Below are 25,974 nucleotides of genomic sequence, written 5' to 3'. Positions count from 1 at the left end.
CTTGCAATTGGTTGTTGCTAAAATAAGAGCGCAACGCAGACGCGGCAAAAATTTTTTCCTACACTGCCTTTACCTACAACTTCACAAGGAGTAATGATATGGAACGTGAATTTTTAAAAACCGCTCAGCGGATTGTCATTAAAATCGGTACCAGCTCCCTGATTTATCCCAACGGCAATATTAATTTAGCTGGCATTGATCAATTGGCTTTTGTTTTAACGGACTTAAAAAATAGAGACAAAGAAGTCGTCTTGGTTTCTTCTGGCGCAATCGGCGTGGGGATGAATAAGCTTCACCTAAAAGAACGCCCCGCCACAATTCCAGAACAACAGGCCGTAGCCGCGGTGGGGCAAGCAGAATTGATGAACATTTACAATCAGCGTTTTTTGACCTACAGCCAGCAGACCGCCCAAGTGTTACTAACCCGAGACATTGTCGAATTTCCCGAAAGTCGCAAAAATGTGGTCAACACCTTGGAACAGCTCTTAAAAATGGGGATTATTCCCATCATCAACGAAAACGATACTGTCGCTATTGATGAATTGGATCATCAAACCAAATTTGGCGATAACGACCAGCTTTCAGCCATTGTAACCCAGCTTGTTAAAGGGGACTTATTGGTGATGCTGTCTGATATTGACGGATTTTATTCTGGCAATCCTGCCAAAAATAAAAACGCGATTTTATTTCATGCCATCCACGAAATAACACCGGAAATTTGGGATTTCGCTGGTGATAAGGGCTCGAAATTCGGCACTGGCGGTATGATCAGTAAATTAAATGCTGCAAAGCGAATTTTAGCCACTGACAGTGCCATGGTTTTGGCTAACGGCCAGAAACCACAAGTTATTTTCGATATTTTAGCCGGCAAGCAAATCGGCACGCTTTTTTGCCGGGCCTAACCTTTATTGGCTAACTAAAATATCCTGCTAGTAACACTACCTTTGCGACTTTCTTTTTACTAGAACTTATGCTTTCAAGTAAACTTGCTCGCATTTTGCATAAAAGGTTCTATAATAATGGCAACCGAGTAAACAGTTTGACTATCTACGTGACAAAAAATAAAAAGGCATGCTGTAAAAACGCTAAAAGGAGGAAAAACATGTTTGATTTAACCGTTTTAGGGCAACAGGCTAAAAAAAGTTCCCGGCAATTGGCACTCATGTCCACAACACGCAAAAATGAATTATTGGAATTAATGGCACAAGCGCTTTTGGCTAATAAGACAGATATTTTAGCTGCCAATCAAAAAGACTTGGACAACGCAAGTGATAACGGTATCTCAGCTGTGATGCAAGATCGCTTGCGCTTAACTAGCCAGCGTATTGAGGAAATGGCGAGCGGTATCCGCCAAGTTATTTCATTGGCTGATCCAATTGGTGAAGTGGAAAAAATGTGGAAAAATACGGATGGTTTGATGATTGGGCGTCAAAAAGTGCCTTTAGGGGTCATCGGCATCATTTACGAATCACGGCCAAATGTGACCACCGATGCAGCGAGTTTGTGTTTTAAAACCGGCAACGCTGTGATTTTACGTGGTGGCAAAGAAGCCTTTTATTCCAACCAGATTTTAGTAGCTGTGTTACAAAACGCCTTAAAAAGTGCTGGTGTTGATGAAAATGCGGTGCAATTTGTCTCTGACACAAGCCATGATGTCGCCAACCAAATGATGCGGCTAACCGAATACTTAGATGTTTTGATTCCTCGTGGCGGCGCAGGCCTCATTCGCCGCGTCAAAGAAACAGCAACAGTACCCGTAATCGAAACTGGCACTGGAAACAATCATATCTACGTGGATAAAGATGCGCAATTGGAAATGGCGATAAAAATTACCGACAACGCCAAAACACAACGACCTTCTGTTTGTAACGCTGCTGAAACCTTACTAATTCACCAGGACGTTGCCGCCGAATTTTTGCCAAAAATTGCGGCCAAATTAGCAGAACATAACGTTGAGTTACACGCTGATAAAAGAGCAATCGCCTACTTACCACAAGCCGTTGCGGCCAAAGAAGAAGACTGGTCAACAGAATATTTGGACTACATTATGGCTGTTAAAGTCGTGGATTCCATCGATGAAGCCATTGATCATATTAATCGCTACAATACCAAACACTCAGAAGCAATTATCACGGATAATTACTTCGCTAGCCAAAAATTCTTAAACGAAGTAGACGCAGCCGCAGTTTATGTGAATGCTTCAACCCGCTTTACCGATGGTTTTGTCTTTGGCTTTGGTGCTGAAATTGGCATTTCCACCCAAAAACTACACGCCCGCGGGCCAATGGGCTTAGAAGAGTTAACCTCTACCAAATACATCATCTACGGCGACGGCCAAATCCGGGAATAAAAAAAGGCTTTTTAAACGTGCTTAACTGCCAAGCATTAAGATGAAATTCCAATAAATTGTTCTTCAAATTTCTTGGGATTTTAACTTAATGCCGTAGGGAGTTCGTTTAAAAAACTAGATTAGAAAAGCAAGACAAACGCGTTTAGTCCGCAAGTATTAAGGCAGAATCTGAATAAATCGCTTATCAGATTTCTTCAGATTTTGACTTAATACCGCAGAGGACTAGTTTGTATTGCTAGACATAAAAAGGCTTTTTAAACGCGCTTAACTGCCAAGCATTAAGATGAAATTCCAATAAATTGTTCTTCAAATTTCTTGGGATTTTAACTTAATGCCGTAGGGAGTTCGTTTAAAAAACTAGATTAAAAAAGCAAGACAAACGCGTTTAGTCCGCAAAAATTAAGTTTAATCCTGTGATTTTCAACAAAAAACACGAAAAAATTGTACTACCCTTCAAAAAGTGAGCTTTAAAGGCTGCTTTTTGCGGATATGATACAAATTTTTCGTGTTTTTTAATTTTTAAATTCAAGCTTAAACCTTTTGCAACAAGCTACGAATGGCTGCAATTTTTTTTGCATCCAATTTTTTTAAGCGCAAGCAACTTTTACCCATGTTGCTTTTTTTAAAGACATCCTCATATTTGGGTAATAAGGGTTCTCCCGCTTCTTTAGGGAATAAATACAAATTTACCGTCTTTTCATACTGTTTTAAAGAAACTTTAGGTACGCCATCAGCTTTTAGCGGAAATAGCCAGCCCAAACCAGTAAACTTGCCCACGGTGTATGTTTTACCTTTTTCTTGCAATTCTTCTTCAATAATTTGAATTAATTTTTGATATAACGTATCCATTTCAGCAGCCCTTTTCTATTTGACCCAACTAACCCTTCAAGCCAATATTATTTAGCCAGAGTATAACGTATCTGCCTTGTTTCCCCGAATTCTTTGCCTTGGTGGGGTAAAATTTAGTTTTTACGTTGCCGCCAAATTGCTAATAATGCCAGAATGCTGCCTAAGCCAAAAGCAAAAATATTACGCAAGCTTTTGCCCGTAAATTTACTGCCTGCTCTTTGATTTAGGTTCGGTTCAACGTGGGGGGATAAAACCGGCGGCGTCTTAAGTGTCGGATTAGTAGTATTCTCTACTGTATTGTTCAACACTGTAGCTTCTGGTAGCACTTGTGTGGTTGGGATAACAAAATTCCCACCAATATTCAATGCGAAAAGCACTAAAAAACTCGTTAACAATTTACTCATGCTACCACCCCTTTCACTTTTAAATTCATCTTCATTTATTGTAACAAAAAGATTAGACTTTTTCTAATCTTAAATTCATTTGTCAGCTGTCAAAATTTTAAATAAAATAAAAAATATTGATTTAATCGCAAACAAAATAAAATTCAGCAATAAATTTCTTTAATCAGATTTTAAAAATAATACCGATTTCTTTTCTAATTTTCGTAATTGCAGGCAAAAGAGGTTACAATTGTTTCATGTGAAACATTGTCTCTTAAACGTAACAAATTCTTACTAACAGGCATAAGAAAGGAAATAAAATGACATATTCTGTGAGTGAAGGCCTATTTGTGATTTTTATTACTTTAGTGGGAATGGGATTTTTACTGGGACTGACCTGGAAAGTTCCCTTTCAAAAAATAGACTACTTTTTATTAGCTGTCACAATTATCTGCTATGTATTCGATACGATTTGGTGGTGGTTTGACCTCCATTTTAAATGGAGTGATTGGTATTTTACATTTCACGGTCACAGGGAACAGGTAACGATTTTCTTTATTGTCGCCGCGATTAGTTTTTGTTCTTTAATTGTGCTTCGTTTTAAAAAAATGAAAAAAATCTGAATAAAAAAACCGACGTGCTGACTATTGAAGTAGACAGATACGCCGGACTATTTATTTTAATGTTCTGGTGCTGTTGCTTGTGAATGCATGGCTTTTAAGCCTGGTAACGTCAGCATCACGGCTAAACTAAGTAAATAGATGACCGACAAGAAAATAATCACGGTCACCAAGGAATAGTGATCCATCAAAAAGCCAATTACAACCGATGAAAAACCACCAATTGCCCGACCAACGTTCATGATGAAATTATTGGCTGTCGCCCGAATCGTGGTAGGATATAAGCTACTGATAATCGCACCATAACCGCCGTACATGCCATTAATGAAGTAGCCGACAATTACCGCTGCTGCTAGTAACGTCCATTTATCGTGGGCTAAAACAATTAAAAAGACGGAAGCAGACGAGCAAATCAAAAATACGCCATAGGCTAAACGAGAGCCTAATTTATCCATCACCGTGCCAAAGGTCATCATCCCAAGACACATGCCTAAAATTGTACTAATCATCCACAAAGAAGAACCAGAAACAGACAAGTGCAGCTGCTTTTGCATAATAGAAGGCAGCCAGTTCATTAAACCAAAATAACCAGCAATTTGTACTGTGACCATTAAACTTAAACCAACTGTTTGCCAGGCTGTTGCTTTGTCAGCAAAAAGAAGTGAGAATTTTCCTGCGCTTTTATCTTTGTGACTCGCTGCAAATGATTCTGGTTCTTTTAGCCCTTTGCGAATATCCAAAACCAAAAGAACAGGGATAACCCCAATCACGTATAGCATTTTCCAACCTAGCAGTGGAATGATAAGAGAAGCTAAAACGGCGGCCAAAATAGCCCCTACTTGCGCGCCAATTGCAGCCGTTGAGGTTGCGCGTCCCAGATGTTTCTTCGAAAAAGTCTCTGAAATAAGTGACATACAAGCGCCGTATTCACCACCGGCACCAATACCAGCAATAAAACGGAAAAGATAAACGAGATAAATATTTGAAGCAAAAAACATTAATACCGAAGCTAATGAAAAAATAATAACGGTTTGCGAGAAAACTTTAACGCGACCAAATTTGTCGGCTAAAATACCGAAAATAATGCCCCCTACTAACATACCAATATTGGTAATCGTAGAGATAAAGCCAGCTTGGGTGCCTGTGATGCCAAAAGTTGTAATCATAGTCGACAAGGAGAAGGATAAAAACATGATATCCATATTTTCTAGAGCAATCCCCGCTGAGGTAGAAACCAATACTTTTCGTTGATATTTTGACATAAAAAACACCTTTCTTAAATCCGACGCTGACATTTAGCATTTATTTACGACAGTAGAAGGAATTTTGGGCAAAAAAAATTTGTGGCGTTTTACCGCGGCCAATTTTTTTCACATCATTATTTTTCTAACGCGCCATAAACGGCTGAAGGTGCGTGGGATTTTTAAAAGATTTTACCCTTATTTGGCAGAAAAACAAGGCGCTTCTGACATTTCCATGTTAGGTTTTGTTTTTTAAAGTAAATCAGTTTACGTCATTGCCCCAGAAAACTTTCAGAAAATTAACCTTAATTACACATAGCAAAAATCTCATTAAACTTTTTTTCTTCTAATAAAAAAACAAGTGATTTTCTTCTTTGTTTGTGAAGATTTATACAATGATTTTCCTGCGGTATTTACTTCTCTTTGCTCTACCTTGACGCAGCATTTTTTTCTCCGTATGCTAAAAAAAGGAGGTGGGGAAAATGTATTCGATGTTAAAAAAGATTATTACTGAAAAGGACTTGCACCGCCAAATTCGGCTATTGGAGCAGTTACTCCAGCAGCCGCAAATCACTGCTAAAAAATTGGCACAGCACATTGACACGACTGAGCGAACTGTTTTTGCCGATTTACAAATCATGCGGGAAAATTTACCGGCCAATTGGCAAATTAAAACAGATAGTGCAGGCATCGCCTTAAAACCTCAAAAAGACGCCTTAACAAATGAGCTGTGGGAGGTTTTCTTGCCTCATTCCATTAGTGTGCAATTCATTAAAGCACTGTTGTTTCAGCCTGATTTAGCCGTCAAACCTTTTTTGCGCCAGACCGGTGTCTCCTATGAAACGCTAAAACGTCATACGCGCAAAGTAAACACCGCTTTAAAGGATTATCACTTACAAATTAAATTGACTAGTACACAGGCCACTTTTCTGGGAGCAGAAAGTAGTATTCGCCTTTTTTATCACCGTCTCTTAGTCCCTTTTACCCATAATAATTATTTCTTTGTCGATTATGCTGTCCACGAAAGCCATTATTTTGATTTTTTAAATCACGTTTCAAAAGCCCAGATTAAGGCTGAAACAGAAGAAATTTTTGGTGTTTGCTGGTTTTTCATTAACACAATCCGCAATAAAGCGGGCTGTGCCATTAATCAAATTTCTTTTCAAACCGATCCCTTATTTTCCCTTTATATCCCCTTGTTAAAAGATCTTTATCAAAAAGAAGGGGTCTATTTGCAACAAAATGAATTATTTTTTGCTTTTTTCTGCTTTTTGGAAAGCTGGAATTATAACAATACCTTTGGTGTGAAGCTAAAGAAAACATTGCAAGAAAACTACGCGAATTTAAGAACAGCTATAAAAGAATTCGTGCAGCAATTAGCCTTAAAATTACAAGAACCATCCCTAAAAGATACTTTATTAGCAGAAAACTTGCTACTATTGCTTTTAAAATATGACGAGTCCCCTGAATTATCCGCTCAGTTTGAATCAGATTATCAAAAAGCACTGCCAAAACAAATAACAGCAACTACTAATTTGTACCAAGAAAATTTAGCTTTGCTACACCAACACACAAAAGGATTGCCCGCAAAAAAAGAACCGGCCTACCTGCTTCATTTAATGGCCCTTTTGCAACAACAGGCTCTTTTTTCACTGGATAAAAAAACGCGAACACTTTATTTTCTTTTCCAAAGTGAGCCGGCTTGGAAAACCTTTGTGGAACAAGAACTCAATAACTATTTAGGTAAGCGTATTATTTTAAAAACCATTGAAGTAACAGATTTAAAGATCTTACACTTTGGGTTTAAAGATTTGATTGTTTCTAACTTCCCTTTAGATAAAGCGCCACTGCCGGTTTTTTATATCTCAACTACCCCAACCAAAAATGAGCTCCGCCAATTAGCCGAGCTCACTTATGAAAGTTATTTATAGTTAGCTTACGTCTTGAACAGCGAAACTTTTAACCCAGCGCCTGGTCAGCCACTTTTCTATTTCAACAATCCCAAATAAAACAGCGACGTTTGTTAAGACGAGTAATTGTTGGGTTAAATTCAAGCTGGTTGTACCGATTAAATTCTGCGCAAATGGTGCAAAGACCACGGTTGTTTGCAGCACCAACAAGAGGGCTAGCGAAATAAACAACGCTTTATTTTGCAGCATACTTTTATTAATGGCCGGATTTAACAATTCGCGGCAATTTAACATATATACCGCCTGTGACATGACAATCGTTTGTAATAAAATCGTCTGCTGTAATGCGGTCCCTTCAAATTGCAAAGCAATAAAGTAGGCTGGCAGGACGATCACGCAGGAAACATACACAATTCGAAACAGACTGTAACCATTTAAGATACCTTCATTTGCTGCTCGCGGCGGACGATTCATCGTGTCTTTGCTGGCTTTTTCAAAACCTAATGCATACGAAAGGGTGATGGTTGTCACCATATTGACCCATAAAATCTGTACGGGTGTCAGGGGTAACGGCTGATTTAATAATAAAGCAATGACGACGATCAACCCTTGTGATAAGGCCGATGGTAAGAAAAAGTTGATGGTTTTTTTCAAGTTATCAAAAATACGGCGTCCTTCTTTTACTGCTTTGGCAATCGTATGGAAATTATCATCTGCTAAAACCATATCCGCGGCCTGCTTTGTGACTTCACTTCCTTTGATCCCCATTGCAATCCCAATATCCGCTTTTTTTAAGGCTGGCGCGTCATTCACTCCGTCACCGGTCATCCCCACAACTTCACCATTATTTTGTAACGCCGTGACAATACGCAACTTGTGATTAGGCGTAGTGCGGGCAAAAACATCCACTTTTGTCACGACTTGAGCCAATTGCTCATCGGTTAATTGATCAATCTCAATTCCTTCTAAAACTTGATCCGTATGTTTTAGCCCAATTTCTTTTCCTATCGCTTGGGCGGTATCTTTGTGATCACCGGTAATCATTTTAACTGTAATTTTTGCTGCTTGGGTTTCTTTTACAGCGCGAATGGCACTTTCTTTTGGCGGATCGATGATCCCAGCAATGCCAACAAAATCAAGCTTCGTTAAAACCTCGTGGGTCAATTCTATTTGGGCATCTATTTTTTTAGCCGCAAAGGCCAAGACCCGTTGCCCTTTTTTTGCCAATTTGGATGCCTTTTTTTGCCACGCGGTTACATCTGCTTGCGGTAACTGTGCTTTAGCCAGTAAAACTTCTGGTGCGCCTTTTACAAAGACGATATTTTCTGTTGCCGAAAACGGATGTAATGTTGCCATATATTTGTAGCTAGAGCTAAAGGGTAATTTGCCAATTTGCTTTTTCAAAGTCAAATTTTCAGCCGCCACATACTGCAACAAAGCTAATTCAGTAGGATTCCCCTTTAATTGTGCGACCGCTTGATCGTCTTGCAACTTCAAATCTTGACAGTTATTCATAATCTCCATGAGTAAAGATTCATCATTGCTGCTGGTTTTGACTACAGTCATTTCATTTTTGGTTAACGTTCCGGTTTTATCTGAACAAATCACCGTCATAGATCCTAATGTTTCGACTGAAGGCATGCTTTTGATGATCGCATTTTCTTCGGCCATCTCTTTTACCCCTAAAGATAAAATCATCGTCAAAACTGCCGGTAATCCTTCTGGAATCATGGCAACAATTAAAGCAATCATAGCAGAAAACAATATGTTCATTTCCATACCGTATAGAAGTGTCGTAAAGAACACTAGAAATAAAATCAACACCATAATGCCGCGGAAGATTTGCTTATTTAGCTGATGCATTTTTCGAACGAGCGGTGTCGTGGTACCTGTAACAGACTGCAACGCCTGATTAATTTTGCCAATTTCTGTGTCATTGCCGGTTGCAACCGCAACTGCCAATGCCGATCCTGCTTGCACCAACGTCCCAGAAAAGACCATGTTCTTTTGATCACCCGCCATTACTTCTTGGGAAATTGCGTCTTCATTTTTTTCTACTGCTTCAGATTCACCGGTTAAAATCGCTTCTTCTACTACGAGCTCATGGACTTCCACTAAGCGTAAGTCCGCAGGTACCACATCCCCTGCTTTTAAATAGACGATATCTCCGGGCACAATGGAAGTTGTTGCGATCGTTTCTTTTTGTCCGTCAATCAAAACTACTGCCTCTTGACTCATCATCTGCTTTAAGCCATCCAAAGATTCTTCGGCTTTGCGCTCTTGCCAGTAGCCGACAAAACCATTCACCACTACGACAAGTAAAATAATGCTGCCTTCAACATAGTCGCCGGTCACAAATTTTAAAATTGCCGCAAAGAGCAAGACGAGCATCAGTAAATCCGTAAAATGTTTTAAAAACTTTTGCCAAGGTTTTACCTGCTTACTTTCTGCAATTTTGTTTTCACCATATTTTGCTAGCTGCTGTTGGCGATTTTTTGTTAAGCCAGCAGGGGTACTGTTGAATTTTTGTAAAACTTGTTGGGTCGTTAATTGATACCATTTCATTGGCATATCCTCCTAATAAATATTTTAAGCACTTGCTAATGGCAAGTTCTAGCCGACTGACTTTTATGATGCCCTTTCTTTTTAGGCAAGTTCATCGCAGTTGTGCCAAGTAAAACTCACTTTTTTTTGCTGCTTTATTTGTTGATACCCTTATTATAGGGAGAAAAAAATTTTTAAACCGCCGATAATTTCAGTGGCAACTGAAAAAAATGTGCCGCAGCCTTTGCTGAAAGTTAGCTAAAAAAAATGATCCCAAACAAAAAAAGACCTGCGCCCTGTTGGTCACAGATCTTAAAAAAAACAGTTTAGTATACTTGCTACTTTGCGCCAACTTTTCAGGTTAATCTTGTAGGACAATCACCTTTCGCCGTCGGTACATTTGTCTTAATAAATAGACGCCGACCACTAAACCAACCGGAAAAATAATGCCGCCTAAAATACCAAACCGCAGCTGATTGTCCGCCGCAGCAGAAACAAAGCCCACTACCGTTGGCCCGATGGAACAGCCCAAATCTCCCGCCAAAGCTAAATAGGCAAATAAAGCTGTGCCGCCATTTGGAATCGTTCTGGCCGTCAAACTAAACGTGCCCGGCCACATAATGCCCACTGCCAAACCACTTAACGCACAACCCAAAAAGCCAAAAGGCGCACTGGTGGAAAGACCGATTAACAAATACGATGCCACACATAAAATACCACTGATCGTCATAAAACGCTGCAACGCTAATTTATGACCATATTTCCCATAAAAAATGCGGGATAGTCCCATCATAAAAGCAAATAATAAAGGGCCAGCTAAATCTCCCACCACTTTTGAAACGTGCAACCCTTTTTCAGCAAAAGTTGAGGCCCATTGACTAACCGACTGCTCACTTGCACCAGCACAAACCATCAAACCAAGAAATAACCAGAAGCTTTTCAACTTGAATAATGCTTTAATACTGAGCCCCGCGCCTTCTGCTACTAAAGGACGAAGCGGTACTTTGGTAAAAAACAACGCATTACAAAAAGGCAAAATTGCCCATATCACAGCCAAATAAGGCCAGTTTTCAATCCCTAAAAAGGCAATGAAAAAAGTGGAAAGTCCCACGACGCCAACAACACCCCAGCAATAAAAGGAATGCAGTAAACTCATGGTTTTCTCTTTATGATCTGTTGGACAGGCTTCTACAATTGGACTCACTAGTACTTCTAATAAGCCGCCCCCAATCGCATATAAACTCACCGCAGCCAACAGCGCGATAAAAGGTGTGGCAAAAATTATTGGAAAAAGCGCCAATCCCACTAACCCCGCACCAGCAAAAAGATGTGCTGCCACAATGGAAATGCGATAGCCAATTTTATCCACAAAAAAGATTGCCGCAAAATCTATGATTAATTGCAATAAGAAATTGAAGGTCACCAAAAGCGTAATTTGGGTTAAGGGAATATGAAACTGTGTTTGAAAAGTTAAAAATAATAATGGGGCAAAATTATTGACGACCGCTTGCACGATGTAAGCCAAAAAACAGGCGTAAATCGTTTGTTGATAATTTTTCATTTGATCTCCTAGACAAAAGTTCCCACGACACGTGAACTTCATTTTTTTAAAATCGCTTACTTTGACTGTAGCACAGCTTTCAGCAATGCAAAAGACTTTCTTAGCTTTTGTAAAAAATCCTGTCAGCTCTTATTTGCCAGCGCTTGTAAAATTATCCTCATGGCATCAGCCATAATATTGTGACTAATAAAAAACGCAATAAAAGATTCGCTAGCTTCGCTAAAAATTTGCAACGTTTTGATTTACCGTAAAGAAAAAGCATGTACACATTTTCAACAGTGTCTTTAAGGATGCAAGCGTTAAGTTTGAAAATTTTCTGAAATGGCAGTATGATAACAGTGGAATTTCGTTATCAACTTAGTTGCCTTTCGTAAGCAAACAAAAGAAAGGAGAATGAATATGACATTCTATAACACACAAGTACCTTATCGGGTAACTTTAGACACCAAGTTGAACTTGTTTATCGTTTTTGACCAACGCAACAGTAACCACTTTGCTACCGGTGTAACGATTGAACAAGCGGTTCAAGAATTACAAAAATCTGCATAAGGAGTTCAAATCCCATGGAAGATTCCAGTTATTCTTAAAAAGCAGCTGCAAATTTATGTGCAGGTGCTTTTTTGTTGTCTAAAATTTTAAATTTGCTAAGTTCCCTTTGGAAAAAAGCCGACTCGATAATAAAGCAGGCTACCTTTCAAACAAGCAGACTAAGGGTGAAATTTTATCTTTTTAAGTCTCAAAAAGCTCTAGGTTATCAGCTGAGACATAAAGATAATCCCAACTACTAATCCAGAGCCTTTTTATTTGTCTTGTCGCTATTTTTATTTTTCTAAAGGCTTCACTTCAAATTCTGTTTTTTCCAAATTGAAAAGCCCGGTAGAGATCTCGTTGACTTGAGCAAATAAAGCCGTTAGATCGCAGTTTTTTTTATCGAAAGTTTTCTTTTCTTTCTGAGTTTGAAAGGTGATTTTTCGCGGTGTTTCTTTGACCGCAATTTTCCTATCGCCTTTTTGATAAATTAGGATATCGTCAAAATCATCCTCTACATAGCTTTGCCGCCACTGGTTTTTTTGCGCCAACGCCATCATTAAAGACGCCATGTCCAATTCTTCTAACGAGGTGATCGTGCCATCTTCAAAAGTTAAATCATACGTCGCCATGGTAAAAGGCTGACAAGCATTGCAGCCTCCTTGGGTATAAAACTCTTCGCTGGTGATTACTGCTTTCATGTGCATTACTCCTTTTTTACTGATACAGATAATTTTGTTTTATTATACCGCCCTTTATTTTTTTGAATAGCAGATTTTTTCGTTTGCTTACACGCTAAAAAAACAATCCGCTTTTAGTCGTAAAATCAGTTTTTAAACTAATTTTACGACTAAAAGACGGATCTTGCTTAGATATGTGGCTTAGTTTTGCGCAACAAAAACTTTCATACGCTCTAGCGCTTCTGCTAAAATTCCTCTTGGTGTGCCGATATTTAAGCGGACAAAATTTTCACCGTCACTGGCATAATTGGTTCCCGGTTCAATAATGACACCCCCGCTTTTTGCCAATGGTTCGACAATCTCTAAGGCAGTTTTGCCGGTTTTGGAAATATCAATCCACGGCAAGTAGGAAGCACTCATTTCCATTAATTCCCAGCCCGGCAAATTTTCGGCAATAAAAGCTTTGGTGTAGCGGTAGTTTTCGCGAATGTAGTCCGTCATAGCTTCCAGCCAATCTTCACATTCATTGTAGGCGGTAATGATTCCTACAATCCCGAATAAATTCGGCGAAGTAATGGAATTCATTTCCAAACGATGACGAAATACCTGCCGCAATTTTTCATTTGGAATAATGGAATAAGAAGTTTTCAAACCGCCTAAGTTAAAACCTTTGTTAGGAGATGTCAACACGATCAGATTATCGTGGTATTCTTTTGGCAGCTGCAAAGCCGAAACAAATTTTCCAGTTAGAATAATTTCTGAATGCACTTCATCACTGACAAAAATTGTGCCGTATTGGCGACATAATTTGGCCACTTTTTCAATTTCTTCTATGTGCCACACGCGACCAGAGGGGTTATGCGGGGAACAAAATAAGAAAACCCGTGGTCGTTTGGTGCGTAATTGTTCTTCTAATAAAGTGTAATCAATTTCATATTGCCCATTGACGATTTTAAGCGTGTTGGCCACCACATTATTCCCGTTATGCTCTGCGGCATAACGAAATGGATCGTAAACAGGTGTGTTCATGATCACCGCCTCATTGGGTTGGCAAAAAGCTTGATACAAATAATGAATGGTCGAAACAGTCCCATAAGATAAGGTAATCCATTCTTTTTTAACTTGATTATTGTGGCGGCGTTTATGCCAATTAATGACCGCCTCATAAAATTCATCGTAAGCATAGGTGTAGCCGTATGCGCCATTTTGTGCAATTTTCATAAAGGCTGCGTTAATTTCTGGCGCTGCCGGAAAATCCATATCCGCAATCCACATCGGAATACAGTCTTTTGGCGTACCAGGATATTTACTTTGAATAATTTTTTGATCCCATTTTCTCGCGTGGTCAATGGTGCGATCTGCCATTTGGTCAAATTGATAGTCAACTTTCATCATGCTGGGCTCACCATAATTTCTTCAATCCCGTTTTTCACCGTCTGTACTTGGGCACCAATAACCACTTGGACATTGTGATCATCTAATTCTACAATTGCCAAAGCACCCGCTTTTTTCAAGGTTGCTTTATCCATCAAGCTCTTATCTTTTAATTGCAGGCGTAAACGCGTAACACAATTATCCAAGCTGGTAACATTGGCACTGCCACCTAGAGCGTCCAAAATAATACCTGGATCGTAAATCCCGTTGCCTTTTGTAAATGTTTTGGGTTTTGCTGTGACACCATCTGCCAACGTAACTTCCTCTTCTTTTTCCCGTCCAGGTGTTTCTAAATTGTGTTTCAAAATGTACCAACGAAAAACAAAGAAGTAAACAGCAAACCAAATGATCCCTACTGGAATCAACAAGTACCATTTTGTTTCATTGCCTTGCATGATCCCAAAAATCAACCAATCTAAAATCCCGCCGTCGGTGTTGCCGATATTTACACCGATTAGACTCATTACCATCAACGCTGCCCCAGACATAACGGAGTGGAATAAATACAATCCTGGTGCTAAGAATAAGAACAAGAATTCAGTTGGTTCTGAAATTCCGGTAACAACCGCCACTAAAACTGCTGAAATTAAAATGCCCTTAATGCCCGGACGATTTTTCTTATAGGCAGTTAAATAAATCGCTAAACAAATGGCAGGTAAACCAAACATAAAGGTTGGCATGAAACCTTGTGAAAGAAAAGCAGTTGCTTGGTGAGATATCGCTTCTCCTGCATTTAATTGGGCATAAAAAATATTCAATGCCCCTGAAATTGGCTTGCCGTCAACAACTTGAGTCCCGCCGGCTTCTGTGAAACGAACCAATGCAAGTAAAATATGATGCATCCCAAAAGGTTTTAATAATAATACGCCTAACCCATATAAGAACGGCCCGAAAATACCCGCACCTTGAATCCCATTGCCCAATGCTTCAATGCCCGATTGCAATACTGGCCAAGTAAAAGGTACCACTAAGCCAACCAAGCCCAAAACTAAAACGCTAACAATTGGAATAAAGCGAATACCGCCAAAGAAAGAAAAGGCATCTGGTAAGCGAATATCTTGGAATTTTTCTTGCAATAGATAGACGATTAGACCAACAATAATCCCACCTAAAACGCCCATTTCAATACTTTGAATACCTAAGACCATGTTTTGGCCGGCAATTTTCATACTAGCAGCATCTGCTAATTCACCGCGATAATTCAACAAAAAGTTAATGGATAAATTCATGGCCACATAACCGGCAAAAGCTGAAATGGCGCCTACACCTTTATTGCGTTTGCACATTCCAAAGGGAATTGCCATGGCAAACATAACTGGCAAATAAGTAAAACCAAAGCCACCAACTGTATTCATAAAACTAAAAATAAATTGAATAATATCATTACCTAAAAAAGGTAATTTTTCAATCATTGCCTCTGAAGTTACCGAACTGCCTAACCCGACTAAAATCCCCATAAAAGCTAGTGTTGAAACGGGGAACATGAAGGTTTTCCCCAACTCTTGTAAAAAGCTTAAAACTTTCGTCCTAAGTGATCGTGATACTGTCGCTGCGTTGCTCATTTTCTTTCCTCCTAATTTTGATTGCTCACTTTTTCAAATTTTTTAAAACAGCTTTTCCACTTTTTTACTTACTCAAAATTGGCATGCAACAATAAAAGTAACCGCTTTAAAAAGTGAAATATAAAAAGACCTAGTCAGAAGGTAGCCTAAAGACAGCAGTCGTCACTGCGCTTTAGAAACCCTTCTGACTAGATCTTGCCTACCGAATAGTAACACTCTAGTTTTGAAGAATGCGATTAATATGAATGGTCAAAAAGACCTTTTCTTCTTTTGGTACTTTGTGGTTAAAAAACGTCTCCAAATATTTGGCGATTTTTTCAGCCCCGGCATAAGCCTGGGGAAAATCATTAATGACTTGATCAAAATAACCGAAATCATCTACTTTTGCCTGCTGCTGCATCCCAAATTCCCGTAATAAGAAATATTTCAGATGCGTCACCAAGCGATGATAATTAATACTGTCGTGCTTGAAATCTTGTTGATAGGTTTCATTTAGAATTGCGATCAAATCACGAATTATTTTGTTAAAATCTTGCTCGGAGTGCGTCTTGTCTGCCTGCCAGCGAGCGTTAATGATATGCAGCGCAATAAAACCCGCTTCATCTGCTTGTAAATTAACTTGGGCCCTTTCATTCAAAAGCAAAACTGCCCACGCCCCTAACCGATATTCCGCTGGATAAAACATCTGTACTTCATGAAGTACCGCGTTAGGCAGATAAACACCTGTCTTGGCACGTTCAATAGCGAAGCTGATGTGATCTGCTAACGAAAGATAAATTAGATCATTTAGCGGATAATCCAATTGTTCTTTGAAATATTCAATAATCTCAAAAGCCAGACTTGACTCTTCATAACTGATCTTTTCAAATAGTTTTTGGAATTTCTCGTCGATTTGGTTCGTATTGGCAACAAATTTCCGCTCAACTTTTAACGGATCAACTTCATCACCACTTTTTTTGCCGAAAGAAAGGCCATTGCCAATCACAATTGCTTCATGATCGTCATCTAAGACGATTGCCGCACTATTGTTCAGTACTTTAATAACTTTCATGACGGTCCCTTTCTGTTCTGCATGCTCAATTTAACAGAATTTGAAAACGGTGTCAACATCTTTTTGATAACTGTACTGGTACAGTTATTTCGTTACCACCGTTCCAATTTCAGTTGCAAAATTTGAATCTCCTGTTATTTTTAATTCAATTGACTTGATGGCATCCATGTTAGTAAAAATCACCATCACATCATTTTCTTTTTCTTTTTCAGCTAAAAGAGGCAAATTAATCGTCGCTAATTTTGTTTCTGGTGTAACGCTTTGGCCTTCTTTTACGAAAATTTCAAACGGGGCGCCATTTAACTCTACTGTGTCAATGCCAATGTGAATTAGGACATCTAAACCATTTTTAGTGGTGATCCCAAGAGCGTGTTTTGTCGGAAAAACACTTGATACTGTCCCATTTACTGGTGAATATAATACCCCTGATTTTGGCGTTACCGCAAAACCGTCCCCCATCATTTTTTCTGAGAATACTGGATCACTAACCTGTGCTAATTCTTTTAAAGTACCATTAATCGGATTATAAATTGTTTCACTTTTTTTCTTTTTATTGAAGAACATTTCAATTTCCTACTTTCCTAAAAAGTTTGTAACAAGTATAGTATGCGGTTTCAGATTATGCAAGATAAAAATGGTTCGTGTTTTTTAATTTTGATTGCTAGAACATGATTTATTGGGTTGAAATAATAAAAATAACGCATATAAGAATACGTGCTCCTATTTTTTTCGTCCTTTACCTCTATTTTCTACTCACCCCATGAAAAATAACATGTATCTTCATTCAAATGACAATTGCGACATTTGTAACCACTAATTGCAAGGTGTATATTTTTAGTATTCCTTAAAAGAAGGGAGTAAATTTTTGTGAAGAAGAAATTTATTGCACTGCTTTTGCTGATCATTGGCGCGATTACACTTGGCATTGCCGTGCAACACTATAGTGGACTTTTATATCAAGCGCCTATTTTAAAAGTGAAAGATGTTCAAAAACAAGATAATCAGCTTACGATCTCTGGCCGTTTAGTCAATCATCACCAGGAAAATATCACAATTAAAGTGGATACCAATGCCGTTTCTGCCCTTACAATTGATTTCAAACAAGGGCAACAGCTTTTACTTAATCACAACAAAGAAGAAATAATTACAGAAAAACAAGACGGGATCGTTGTCTGTCTTTTATTGATTTTTTTGGGCTTTGTTTTGATTTTAGGAGAAGTAGCCGGCATGAGGGCACTCTTAGGGCTATTACTGAACTTGGCATTGCTTTTTGCCTTACTAAAATTAGATACCTCGTTTTTACAGATACCAACATTAGGCTTGATGTTTATTTACGGTGTCTGCTCCATTATCATTACCTTTTTGGCCAATTACGGCATCAAGGCTTTTCGCAGTGATTTAATCATCACAACTTGCGGCATTGTCTTGGGGGGCTTTTTGATTTGTTTTCTAGCTTTAAAGGCTTTTGAGAACAACGGCATCCGCTTTGAGGAGATGCAATTTTTAACGCGTCCTTATTTAGGTGTTTTTTATGGAAGCTTACTTGTTGGTGGGATTGGCGCAGCTGTTGATATGGTGGTGACATTGGTGTCGTCATTAAAAGAACTTATCTATCAACAACCCACCATCACCCAAAAAGAATTGTTACGCTCTGGACAGCGCATTGCCCAAGATGTCACATCTTCGATGATTAATGTTTTATTATTTGCATATTTGAGCGGTTCAATTCCCATGCTGGTCTTTTATTTAAAAAATGGCTGGCCATTTGTCGCGACGTTACAGCTTCATTTATCCCTGGAATTATTGCGCGCTTTTTGTGGTGCCTTTACCATCTTGCTTTCCATTCCCGCAAGTCTTTTATGTGTTATTTTTGAAAGGAGGCGCAAAGCGTGAATGTTTTACTTTTTCTCTTTTTTATTCTTTGTCTCTTAAGTTTTTTGATTTTAGGAAAACCCGCTTTTTACTTAATTACCGGCATTTTTATGACATTATGTCTATTTTTAGTGGCTATTTATTTAATCAGTCGCAACTTTGCTGTTCTGCCGATTTTTCTTGTCGTTTTGCTAGCATTGACGGGAATTATTTTATTTTATACGAATGGTTTTAATCCAAAGACCAAACTCGCTTTTTTCTGCTCGGTCATAACATTTACGTTGATGATTTTACTGATTCCACTCTTAACAAAAAGCATTGCCATTGCTGGTTTCACGCCTGAAGAAATCGACGAACTGGCGACGATGAACTTTGCTGTCCCCATTTCATATCAAGCTCTCACGGCAGTTTTAATTATTATGAGTATGGCTGGTGCTGTGATCGATGCGAGCATGGCGGTGGCAAGCTCACTTTATGAGTTACGCTATCAAGGGCAGCTTTTATCTGCCACTGCGCTTTTTCAATCAAGCATGAAAGTTGTTAAAGAAATTTTAGGTTCCAGTATTCATACCCTCTTCTTTGCTTTTGTCGCCAATAACCTCGCTTTAATTTTTTGGTTTAGTGATTTGCACTATTCTTTTGAAACACTCATTAACGCCAAAGCTTTTGTGGCAGAGCTTGTGATTAGTATTTTAGCTGGAATTATGACAGTGGCCACACTACCTTTCACTGCTTATTTTGGCGCAAAATTTTTTACCCGCTAACCGCAGCAGCGTCAAATAAAAAAGTGGGAAAAGCCGATAGCACCGCTTTTCCCACTTTTTAACCAGCTTGTCAAAAATTGAAATCAAACTTAAACCAAAGCTTTTTCCAATGATTGACAAGGTACACCATCCTCATAATAAATATCCGAACAAATCTTGTAGCCTAATTTTTGATAAAAACCAACCGCCGTCTGTTCGGCATGCACCAAAGAATGAATATAGCCATTTTTCACCCCATAAGCTTCGATTGCTTTCATGATCTTGGCTCCTAAATTTTGTTTGCGATACGCTTTTAAAGTAGCGATTCGCGTAGGACGAATCGTTTTTTCATCTTCAATAACAATTCGACCAGTTGCGACTGGCAAATTTTCATCGTAGACAACCGCATAAACACGTTCCGGTGTATCGAGATTGTCAAACTCTTCTGCTAACGGAATATTTCGTTCCAAAACAAAGACTTCCATGCGGATAAAACAACTTGCCGCCCGTTGAAAGTTTTCATTGCCAAGCTTTAGTTCCATGAAAAAACCTACTTTCTTTTTGTAATTTTTTTCGCTTAGCTTTAGCATAACAAAAAAAACGCCGAAGCAAAAATTTAACTCCTTTTTACTAAAGTAAACGCAGCACTAAGATTTTCCGCACATAGTCTGAGGAAAATATCGGACTTTTGGCCGATTAAAACAACCGTTATCCTTGCTATGATAAATCCATAGAAAAAAAGAGAGCCGCTAGCTACTTACGAACAGGAAAAGTTGGTTTTAGAATCACTTTTGGCAGCTGACGCAAGCTTTTAAATAAATGGAGGAGTTATTATGGAAAATAATTCAATGTTAATGCGCATTTTGATGTTTATTGGTTTCCTTTTTGTCGCAGGGATCATTTTGAATTTAGTGTTGGGGATTGCAGGTTCATTAATTGCATTGGTCTTTCGTTTTGGGATTCCGTTATTAATTGCAATTGTGATCGTCCGCTTTTTAACCGGCACTTCTACAAAACGCAACAACCGCCGCTATTACTAAGAAAAGCTTTACGAACTCGTTTAGCTTCTGAGCATTAAGATGGAATTTCAATAAATTGTCTCTCAAATTTCTTGAAATTTCTGCTTAAGGCCGAAGGGAGCTAGTTCGTTAAGCTAGACAATTAGAAAAGCTTTTCGCGCTCGGTCAACTCTCAAGCAATAAAGCGGAATTTCAATAAATTGTCTCTCAAATTTCTTGAAATTTCTGCTTAAGGCCGAAGGGAGCTAGTTCGAAAAGTCAGCTTGTACTAATAAATCAAAGCAATATTTTTTCACAAGAAAAAAAATATTACTCCCTTTAAAAAAAGAGCACCTCAAAATTAGGCTTTAACCTAGTTTTGAGGCGCTCTTTTTTTAAGAATTAAATTTTTAGCCTAGTGCTACATCTAAAATCATCATGATCATAAAGCCTAACATGGTACCAAACACCGCAAAATGGCGATGGCTGGAGCTTTCTTGTTGTGCTTCTGGGATGAGTTCTTCTACCACGACATAAATCATTGCACCAGCTGCAAAAGCTAAAGCATAAGGTAAAATGGCGGTCATTCTTGAAACTAAAATTGCGCCAATGACCCCGGCAATTGGTTCGACGATCCCTGATGCTTGTCCGTAAATAAATGCTTTTGTCCGACTAAGTCCTTCTTGCCGTAACGGAATTGACACGGCTGCGCCTTCTGGAAAGTTTTGGATCCCAATTCCCAAAGCAACGGATATGGCAGCTAAGACTGCAGCTGTTGGATTATCAGCACTGGCCGCTGCGCCAAATGCCACACCTACAGCTAATCCTTCTGGAATATTGTGAAGCGTAATTGAAAAGACCAATAAAATAGTCCGTTTTAAATGTGTTGGCAATCCTTCTTGCTCATGATCTGGCCCAAAGTGCATATGGGGAATCGTCTTGTCGGCTATGTATAAAAATAAGCCCCCTGCCCCAAAACCAATCGCTACAACTAACCAAGGAAATTGCGAGCCGTTTTCTTCTGCTCGTGCAATTGCCGGATCAAGTAATGACCAAAAACTGGCCGCAATCATTACCCCAGAGGCAAATCCGAGCATCAAATTTAAAACATCCTTTTTGATTTCCTTAAAGAAAAAAACCAACGCCGCCCCAAGTGCTGTCATAAAATAAGTAAAGGCCGTTCCCGTTAAGGCTTGTTGCCAGGGTTGCAGTTGTAAAATCCAATTCAGCACAAAAAAACCTCCCGTTCTTTTTATTTAACTGTAGCATAAAAAGAACAGGAGAGCGACTATTTTACTATTCATCTAAACTGCTTACTCTTAGCGAAATGCCAACAAAATATGCGTGATACCCCACATCATAAAGTAAAAACCAACTAGGAAACTTAACGTTAAAGCAGAAGAAACCGGATTAAATAATAACATGAAACCAACGATGACACCCAAAATATTAACAATTAGCGAAAACCAGAAATAGCCGTTGTTCAGTTTTCTGGCAGCCTCTAAACCAAATAAACCAAAAATCGAATCCACGATAAACCAAATCGCAAATACAAACGGTAATGCCAAAATGCTGGCTTGCATATTCCACAACAAGAAAATTCCGATTAAAATATCTAATACTCCAACCAAAATGGGCATTTTTGCTTTATAACCAGTTAAATCTTTAAACCGGTTCCGCAAGAATATTTCAAAAATCCCTTTCAAAATTGCCAATACACCAAAGACAATGACAATTGCAACGAGATTGCCAACAGGATCACGAAAAGACATTAATGACACAATAATAAATAAAATACCTAAGATCAAAGAACCCCAGTCAAAACTTCTTTTTTCCATTACAATTCACCTTCCTTTTTTAATGTCCAGATGTAGCGCCACACCAAAAATTGCGGCACCATATCGCTTATCTACATTAATAATGTTACGCTTGTGATTGGAAACGGTCAAAAGTTAAGCTTTTTTTGCAGGGAATTGATTTTGAGTAAAAACAGGCACAGGCCATCTATTTTTTAGTTTTACGTTGTATTTTTTGCTTTTTAGCCCATTTTTTCCACCTATTTCCTAATAAAAACTTTGAATTTAACAGGAAATGTCCAGATATGGTTGCAACTTCCCATCAGCGCCTATATAATGCTATAAGATTGCATATATATCTGACATATATAGTAGGAAAATTAAAAACATCAGCGACCCCTTTAAATTTTTAGGTAATTCTTTACCTGAAGCCAAAATTTAAAGTTATGCGGCCGCATCTTTTTTTGCCCGCTCAATTTTTGGGGAGTAGAATCGATTAGGAGGATTATTTTATGATTACAGTTAGTGACGTAAGTTTGCATTTTTCAGACCGCAAACTTTTTGATGATGTGAATATTAAATTTACGCCGGGGAACTGCTACGGCTTAATTGGTGCAAATGGTGCCGGCAAATCAACTTTCTTAAAAGTTTTATCTGGTGAGTTGCAACCATCCACCGGGAATGTCTCCCTTGGTCCAGACGAACGGATGGCTGTTTTACGCCAAAATCACTTTGACTTTGAAGAATATACAGTGATTGAAACAGTTATTATGGGGCATAAACGCTTATATGATGTAATGAAAGAAAAAGATGCCATTTACATGAAAGAAGATTTTAGCGATGAAGATGGTATCAAAGCGGCTGAATTAGAAGGAGAATTTGCTGAATTAAACGGTTGGGAAGCCGAACCAGAAGCAGCTGTTTTACTACAAGGGTTAAACATCGCTGAAGATTTGCATCACTTGCAAATGAAAGAATTAACAGCCGGTCAAAAAGTTAAAGTTTTACTAGCACAAGCACTATTTGGTAAACCTGACGTGCTTTTACTAGACGAACCAACCAACGGACTTGATATTCAGTCGATCAATTGGCTAGAAGAATTTTTGATCAACTTTGAAAATACGGTCATTGTCGTTTCCCATGACCGCCACTTCTTAAACAAAGTCTGCACCCACATGGCCGACCTAGACTTTGGTAAAATTCAACTTTACGTCGGAAACTACGATTTTTGGTTGGAGTCAAGTCAATTGGCAACGAAATTGCAAGCGCAACAAAATGCGAAAAAAGAAGAACAAATCAAAGAATTGCAAGACTTTATCGCCCGTTTTTCTGCCAACGCTTCAAAATCAAAACAAGCGACTTCACGGAAAAAAATGTTGGATAAAATTACTTTGGATGATATTAAACCCTCAAGCCGCCGCTACCCATTTGTCGGTTTCAAGCCAGAACGAGAAATCGGTAACGACCTATTGCAAGTTGATAATGTCAGCGTCACAATCGATGGCAAAAAAATCTTGGATAATATCAGCTTCACACTAAACAAAGATGACAAAGTTGCTTTTGTTGCTAATAATGACATTGTCACAACAACGTTATTCAAAGTTATCATGGGTGAAATCACACCGGATACAGGTAGCGTTCGTTGGGGCGTAACTACAACACAATCTTATTTGCCAAAAGACAGCAGCAGTGAATTTGCCAGCAACTTAACAATTTTAGACTGGTTGCGTCAATACGCTTCAAAAGAAGAAGACGACAATACTTTCTTACGGAGTTTCTTAGGCCGGATGTTATTTTCTGGTGATGAAGTTTTAAAACCTGTCAATGTTTTATCCGGTGGGGAAAAAGTACGTTGCATGCTTTCTAAATTGATGCTTTCTAAATCTAACGTTTTGGTTTTAGATGATCCAACCAACCACTTAGACTTGGAATCAATCACCGCATTAAATGATGGCTTAATGGCCTTTACGGGTTCATTATTATTTGCCTCTCATGACCACCAGTTTATCCAAACATTAGCAAACCGCATCATTGCGATTTCTGATAAAGGTGTTGTGGATCGTTCTGAGACAACTTACGATGAATTCTTAGAAAACCCGGATGTCAAAACTCGGATGGCGGAGATTTTTGCTTAAATCGCCCTTAGCCTTTATCCTTGTCTTACAGTCAAAAAAAGCTGCGAAACCTAAATAGGTTTCACAGCTTTTTTTTAATGGGCCATCATCTCTTGGGCAATGGCATGGGAAGTGAGATTATCTGGGTAATACGTCGGCCAGTTGTGCATTTCTTCAAATAAACTGGCTTGGCTTTTTCCACCAAAGAAAATATGATAATGGACTGCTTTTTCAGGTGCAATATTGTGATCGCTAAATTGCACATATTTAAAACGACCAGCAGCGCCTTTTGCTTCAAATAAAAAGCGCACACCCCGATTACCTTTTTCATAATTTAAAATCTTATATCCTTTGGCCACATATTCATACTTGTGATGTTTTCCGTCTACCACAAAATCGATCGTATTATCGGTAATGTCAATTTTTTCTACATCGGTTTTGTAGCCGGTATCGTAATATTTTTTGTATTCTGTGGCAGTCATATCTTGATTTAATTTTGCTTTGTAATCAAAGACTTGATCTAGCCCGCCTGCTTGTAGCAATGGATAAACGGACTGCCACTTACCGGTGTAGTCACTTAATTTACGCTCCTTGACTGCGCTGTCGGCAAAATAACCATTGGCAACAGTTTTCACTTCCGCCTTGTGAGATTCTTCTGGTTTCACGTCTTTACCGGCAACATTCGTCGTTTTTTCCAACGCTTGCAAATTCTCTTTCATCACGGAAATGTAATCTTCACCAGCAGCGATTTTCTCTTTGGTCAAGCTTTCCAATGGATTTAGCACTGCTAGCTTAACATTTGCTTCATTTGCCAGTGTTTTGGCAATTTTATCGCTGGCATTTTCTTCAAAATAAATGTAGCGAATGTCGTTAGCTTTCACATACTCCTTCAACTCACCCAAGCGACTCGCAGAAGGTTCTTCTTCTGGGGAAAGCCCGGCAATTGGCACTTGTGTCAACCCATAATCTAAAGCTAAATAGCCAAACGCCGCATGTTGTGTGACAAAACTTTTTTGTTTTGCGTCTTTTAAACTGTCGCTGTATTCTTGATCCAACTGGGTTAATTTTGCTAAATATTTTTCCGCATTCGTTTCAAAAACTTTGGCTTTTTGCGGATAAAGTTTAGCCAGTTGCTCTTTAATACTCGTTACTTCCTTCATCGCCCGATGAGGTGAAACCCAAGTATGAGGATCTAATTCATGATGGTGTCCTTCTTTTGCATGATCGTGATCGTGTTCTTCTTCACCACCAGGCAAAAGAATCATGTTTTTGGTACCTTCTATCACATTTGGCTTATCTTTGGCAAAACTTTTTTTCGCTTTAGGTACCCAAGTTTCCATATTTTCATTGTGATAGACGAATACATCTGCATCATGAATTGCCGCCATATCTTTGGCGGACGGTTCATAGTCATGTGGTTCAGAACCCGCCGGAATCATCAATTTGACGTTGGCCTCATCGCCTACAATATTTTTCGTAAAATCATAGATTGGATAAAAAGTTGTAACGATTTCCAATTTATCTTTTTTAGTTTCAACTGTCTCTTCTGCACTTTTGGCATTTGTCCCACAAGCAGCCAGCATTCCTAGTACAACCATACTTACTAAACCAATTCCCAATTTCTTCATGCTTCAAATCCTTTCTATTCTCTAACCTCTCTGATAACTTTTTGCTGCCATTACGATTTACCTTTATCAAAACGAAATAATTACGATTTACTCCAATAACAATAGCAACA

General features: G+C 38.7%; 23 protein-coding genes. 9 read left to right on the top strand and 14 right to left on the bottom strand.

Annotation, left to right across the window (positions count from 1 at the left end; translation table 11 throughout):
• The first annotated feature begins 98 nt into the window (after positions 1 to 98).
• Both proB and JZO76_RS04875 read left to right on the top strand, forming a co-directional pair.
• Positions 99 to 902 carry a glutamate 5-kinase gene (gene proB / locus JZO76_RS04880; protein WP_206903051.1) on the top strand — a complete coding sequence of 268 codons (804 nt, stop codon included), beginning with the start codon at positions 99 to 101 and terminating at the stop codon, positions 900 to 902.
• A 200-nt stretch (positions 903 to 1,102) separates the two neighbouring features.
• The gene (locus JZO76_RS04875) at positions 1,103 to 2,350 is read left to right on the top strand and encodes a glutamate-5-semialdehyde dehydrogenase (RefSeq protein ID WP_206903050.1); all 1,248 of its coding nucleotides are present in this window, start codon (positions 1,103 to 1,105) and stop codon (positions 2,348 to 2,350) included.
• A 531-nt stretch (positions 2,351 to 2,881) separates the two neighbouring features.
• Here the strand turns inward: JZO76_RS04875 and JZO76_RS04870 are convergent.
• Together JZO76_RS04870 and JZO76_RS04865 are read right to left on the bottom strand one after the other, a co-directional pair.
• Positions 2,882 to 3,199, bottom strand: coding sequence for a hypothetical protein (locus JZO76_RS04870; protein WP_206903049.1), 318 nt, complete (start codon positions 3,197 to 3,199; stop codon positions 2,882 to 2,884).
• 113 nt (positions 3,200 to 3,312) lie between these two features.
• Positions 3,313 to 3,603: a hypothetical protein gene (locus JZO76_RS04865; RefSeq protein WP_206903048.1), complete on the bottom strand. Its 291-nt coding sequence runs from the start codon at positions 3,601 to 3,603 to the stop codon at positions 3,313 to 3,315.
• A gap of 299 nt (positions 3,604 to 3,902) precedes the next feature.
• On the opposite strand from JZO76_RS04865, the gene JZO76_RS04860 reads away from it, so the two are divergent.
• Positions 3,903 to 4,205: a hypothetical protein gene (locus tag JZO76_RS04860; RefSeq protein ID WP_206903047.1), complete on the top strand. Its 303-nt coding sequence runs from the start codon at positions 3,903 to 3,905 to the stop codon at positions 4,203 to 4,205.
• A 56-nt stretch (positions 4,206 to 4,261) separates the two neighbouring features.
• Here the strand turns inward: JZO76_RS04860 and JZO76_RS04855 are convergent, their stop codons facing one another.
• The gene (locus tag JZO76_RS04855; RefSeq protein ID WP_206903046.1) at positions 4,262 to 5,464 is read right to left on the bottom strand and encodes an MFS transporter; all 1,203 of its coding nucleotides are present in this window, start codon (positions 5,462 to 5,464) and stop codon (positions 4,262 to 4,264) included.
• Positions 5,465 to 5,934: 470 nt separating this feature from the next.
• Here JZO76_RS04855 and JZO76_RS04850 point away from each other — a divergent pair, with 470 nt between their 5' ends.
• Complete coding sequence (locus JZO76_RS04850) at positions 5,935 to 7,374, top strand: helix-turn-helix domain-containing protein (RefSeq protein WP_206903071.1); 1,440 nt, start codon at positions 5,935 to 5,937, stop codon at positions 7,372 to 7,374.
• Here the strand turns inward: JZO76_RS04850 and JZO76_RS04845 are convergent, their stop codons facing one another.
• Both JZO76_RS04845 and JZO76_RS04840 read right to left on the bottom strand, forming a co-directional pair.
• Positions 7,375 to 9,918: an HAD-IC family P-type ATPase gene (locus tag JZO76_RS04845; protein ID WP_206903045.1), complete on the bottom strand. Its 2,544-nt coding sequence runs from the start codon at positions 9,916 to 9,918 to the stop codon at positions 7,375 to 7,377.
• Between the two features lie 340 nt (positions 9,919 to 10,258).
• Complete coding sequence (locus tag JZO76_RS04840; RefSeq protein ID WP_206903044.1) at positions 10,259 to 11,458, bottom strand: MFS transporter; 1,200 nt, start codon at positions 11,456 to 11,458, stop codon at positions 10,259 to 10,261.
• Between the two features lie 399 nt (positions 11,459 to 11,857).
• Here JZO76_RS04840 and JZO76_RS04835 point away from each other — a divergent pair, with 399 nt between their 5' ends.
• A complete protein-coding gene (locus tag JZO76_RS04835; protein ID WP_173102006.1) occupies positions 11,858 to 12,007 on the top strand; it encodes a hypothetical protein in 150 nt (49 codons plus the stop codon).
• Between the two features lie 272 nt (positions 12,008 to 12,279).
• Here the strand turns inward: JZO76_RS04835 and JZO76_RS04830 are convergent, their stop codons facing one another.
• The 5 genes from JZO76_RS04830 to JZO76_RS04810 all read right to left on the bottom strand — a co-directional run bounded on the left by JZO76_RS04830 (position 12,280) and on the right by JZO76_RS04810 (position 17,277).
• Positions 12,280 to 12,687, bottom strand: coding sequence for a DUF4809 family protein (locus JZO76_RS04830; protein WP_206903043.1), 408 nt, complete (start codon positions 12,685 to 12,687; stop codon positions 12,280 to 12,282).
• Between the two features lie 180 nt (positions 12,688 to 12,867).
• A complete protein-coding gene (locus JZO76_RS04825) occupies positions 12,868 to 14,061 on the bottom strand; it encodes a MalY/PatB family protein (RefSeq protein WP_206903042.1) in 1,194 nt (397 codons plus the stop codon).
• Positions 14,058 to 15,662, bottom strand: coding sequence for a maltose/glucose-specific PTS transporter subunit IIBC (malX, locus tag JZO76_RS04820; protein WP_206903041.1), 1,605 nt, complete (start codon positions 15,660 to 15,662; stop codon positions 14,058 to 14,060). Before malX ends, JZO76_RS04825 begins: the two co-directional genes overlap by 4 nt.
• Before the next feature lie 217 nt (positions 15,663 to 15,879).
• Positions 15,880 to 16,713 (bottom strand): PRD domain-containing protein, encoded by an 834-nt coding sequence (locus JZO76_RS04815; protein ID WP_206903040.1) that lies wholly within the window; start codon positions 16,711 to 16,713, stop codon positions 15,880 to 15,882.
• Between the two features lie 84 nt (positions 16,714 to 16,797).
• Positions 16,798 to 17,277: a PTS sugar transporter subunit IIA gene (locus JZO76_RS04810; RefSeq protein ID WP_206903039.1), complete on the bottom strand. Its 480-nt coding sequence runs from the start codon at positions 17,275 to 17,277 to the stop codon at positions 16,798 to 16,800.
• A gap of 303 nt (positions 17,278 to 17,580) precedes the next feature.
• Between JZO76_RS04810 and JZO76_RS04805 the strand changes: the two genes are divergently transcribed.
• Together JZO76_RS04805 and JZO76_RS04800 are read left to right on the top strand one after the other, a co-directional pair.
• On the top strand, positions 17,581 to 18,606 hold the full coding sequence (locus JZO76_RS04805; RefSeq protein ID WP_206903038.1) for a YibE/F family protein: 1,026 nt from the start codon (positions 17,581 to 17,583) through the stop codon (positions 18,604 to 18,606).
• Positions 18,603 to 19,349 carry a YibE/F family protein gene (locus JZO76_RS04800; protein WP_206903037.1) on the top strand — a complete coding sequence of 249 codons (747 nt, stop codon included), beginning with the start codon at positions 18,603 to 18,605 and terminating at the stop codon, positions 19,347 to 19,349. The genes JZO76_RS04805 and JZO76_RS04800 overlap by 4 nt, the downstream gene beginning before the upstream one ends.
• An 89-nt stretch (positions 19,350 to 19,438) precedes the next feature.
• On the opposite strand, the gene JZO76_RS04795 is transcribed toward JZO76_RS04800, so the two are convergent.
• Positions 19,439 to 19,870: a GNAT family N-acetyltransferase gene (locus JZO76_RS04795; protein ID WP_206903036.1), complete on the bottom strand. Its 432-nt coding sequence runs from the start codon at positions 19,868 to 19,870 to the stop codon at positions 19,439 to 19,441.
• A 291-nt stretch (positions 19,871 to 20,161) separates the two neighbouring features.
• Between JZO76_RS04795 and JZO76_RS04790 the strand changes: the two genes are divergently transcribed.
• Positions 20,162 to 20,368 (top strand): hypothetical protein, encoded by a 207-nt coding sequence (locus tag JZO76_RS04790; protein ID WP_206903035.1) that lies wholly within the window; start codon positions 20,162 to 20,164, stop codon positions 20,366 to 20,368.
• A gap of 368 nt (positions 20,369 to 20,736) precedes the next feature.
• On the opposite strand, the gene JZO76_RS04785 is transcribed toward JZO76_RS04790, so the two are convergent.
• Positions 20,737 to 21,558 (bottom strand): ZIP family metal transporter, encoded by an 822-nt coding sequence (locus JZO76_RS04785; RefSeq protein ID WP_206903034.1) that lies wholly within the window; start codon positions 21,556 to 21,558, stop codon positions 20,737 to 20,739.
• A gap of 87 nt (positions 21,559 to 21,645) precedes the next feature.
• On the bottom strand, positions 21,646 to 22,164 hold the full coding sequence (locus tag JZO76_RS04780; RefSeq protein ID WP_206903033.1) for an HdeD family acid-resistance protein: 519 nt from the start codon (positions 22,162 to 22,164) through the stop codon (positions 21,646 to 21,648).
• A 470-nt stretch (positions 22,165 to 22,634) separates the two neighbouring features.
• Between JZO76_RS04780 and JZO76_RS04775 the strand changes: the two genes are divergently transcribed.
• Positions 22,635 to 24,257 (top strand): ABC-F family ATP-binding cassette domain-containing protein, encoded by a 1,623-nt coding sequence (locus tag JZO76_RS04775; protein ID WP_206903032.1) that lies wholly within the window; start codon positions 22,635 to 22,637, stop codon positions 24,255 to 24,257.
• 74 nt (positions 24,258 to 24,331) lie between these two features.
• On the opposite strand, the gene JZO76_RS04770 is transcribed toward JZO76_RS04775, so the two are convergent.
• On the bottom strand, positions 24,332 to 25,864 hold the full coding sequence (locus tag JZO76_RS04770; protein ID WP_206903031.1) for a zinc ABC transporter substrate-binding protein AdcA: 1,533 nt from the start codon (positions 25,862 to 25,864) through the stop codon (positions 24,332 to 24,334).
• Between the last annotated feature and the right edge of the window lie 110 nt (positions 25,865 to 25,974).

Source organism: Candidatus Enterococcus myersii (genome assembly GCF_017316025.1).
Taxonomy (GTDB): domain Bacteria; phylum Bacillota; class Bacilli; order Lactobacillales; family Enterococcaceae; genus Enterococcus_C; species Enterococcus_C montenegrensis.
Note: the sequence above shows the minus strand (reverse complement) of the source record. Positions and strands in the feature narration are given on the sequence as shown.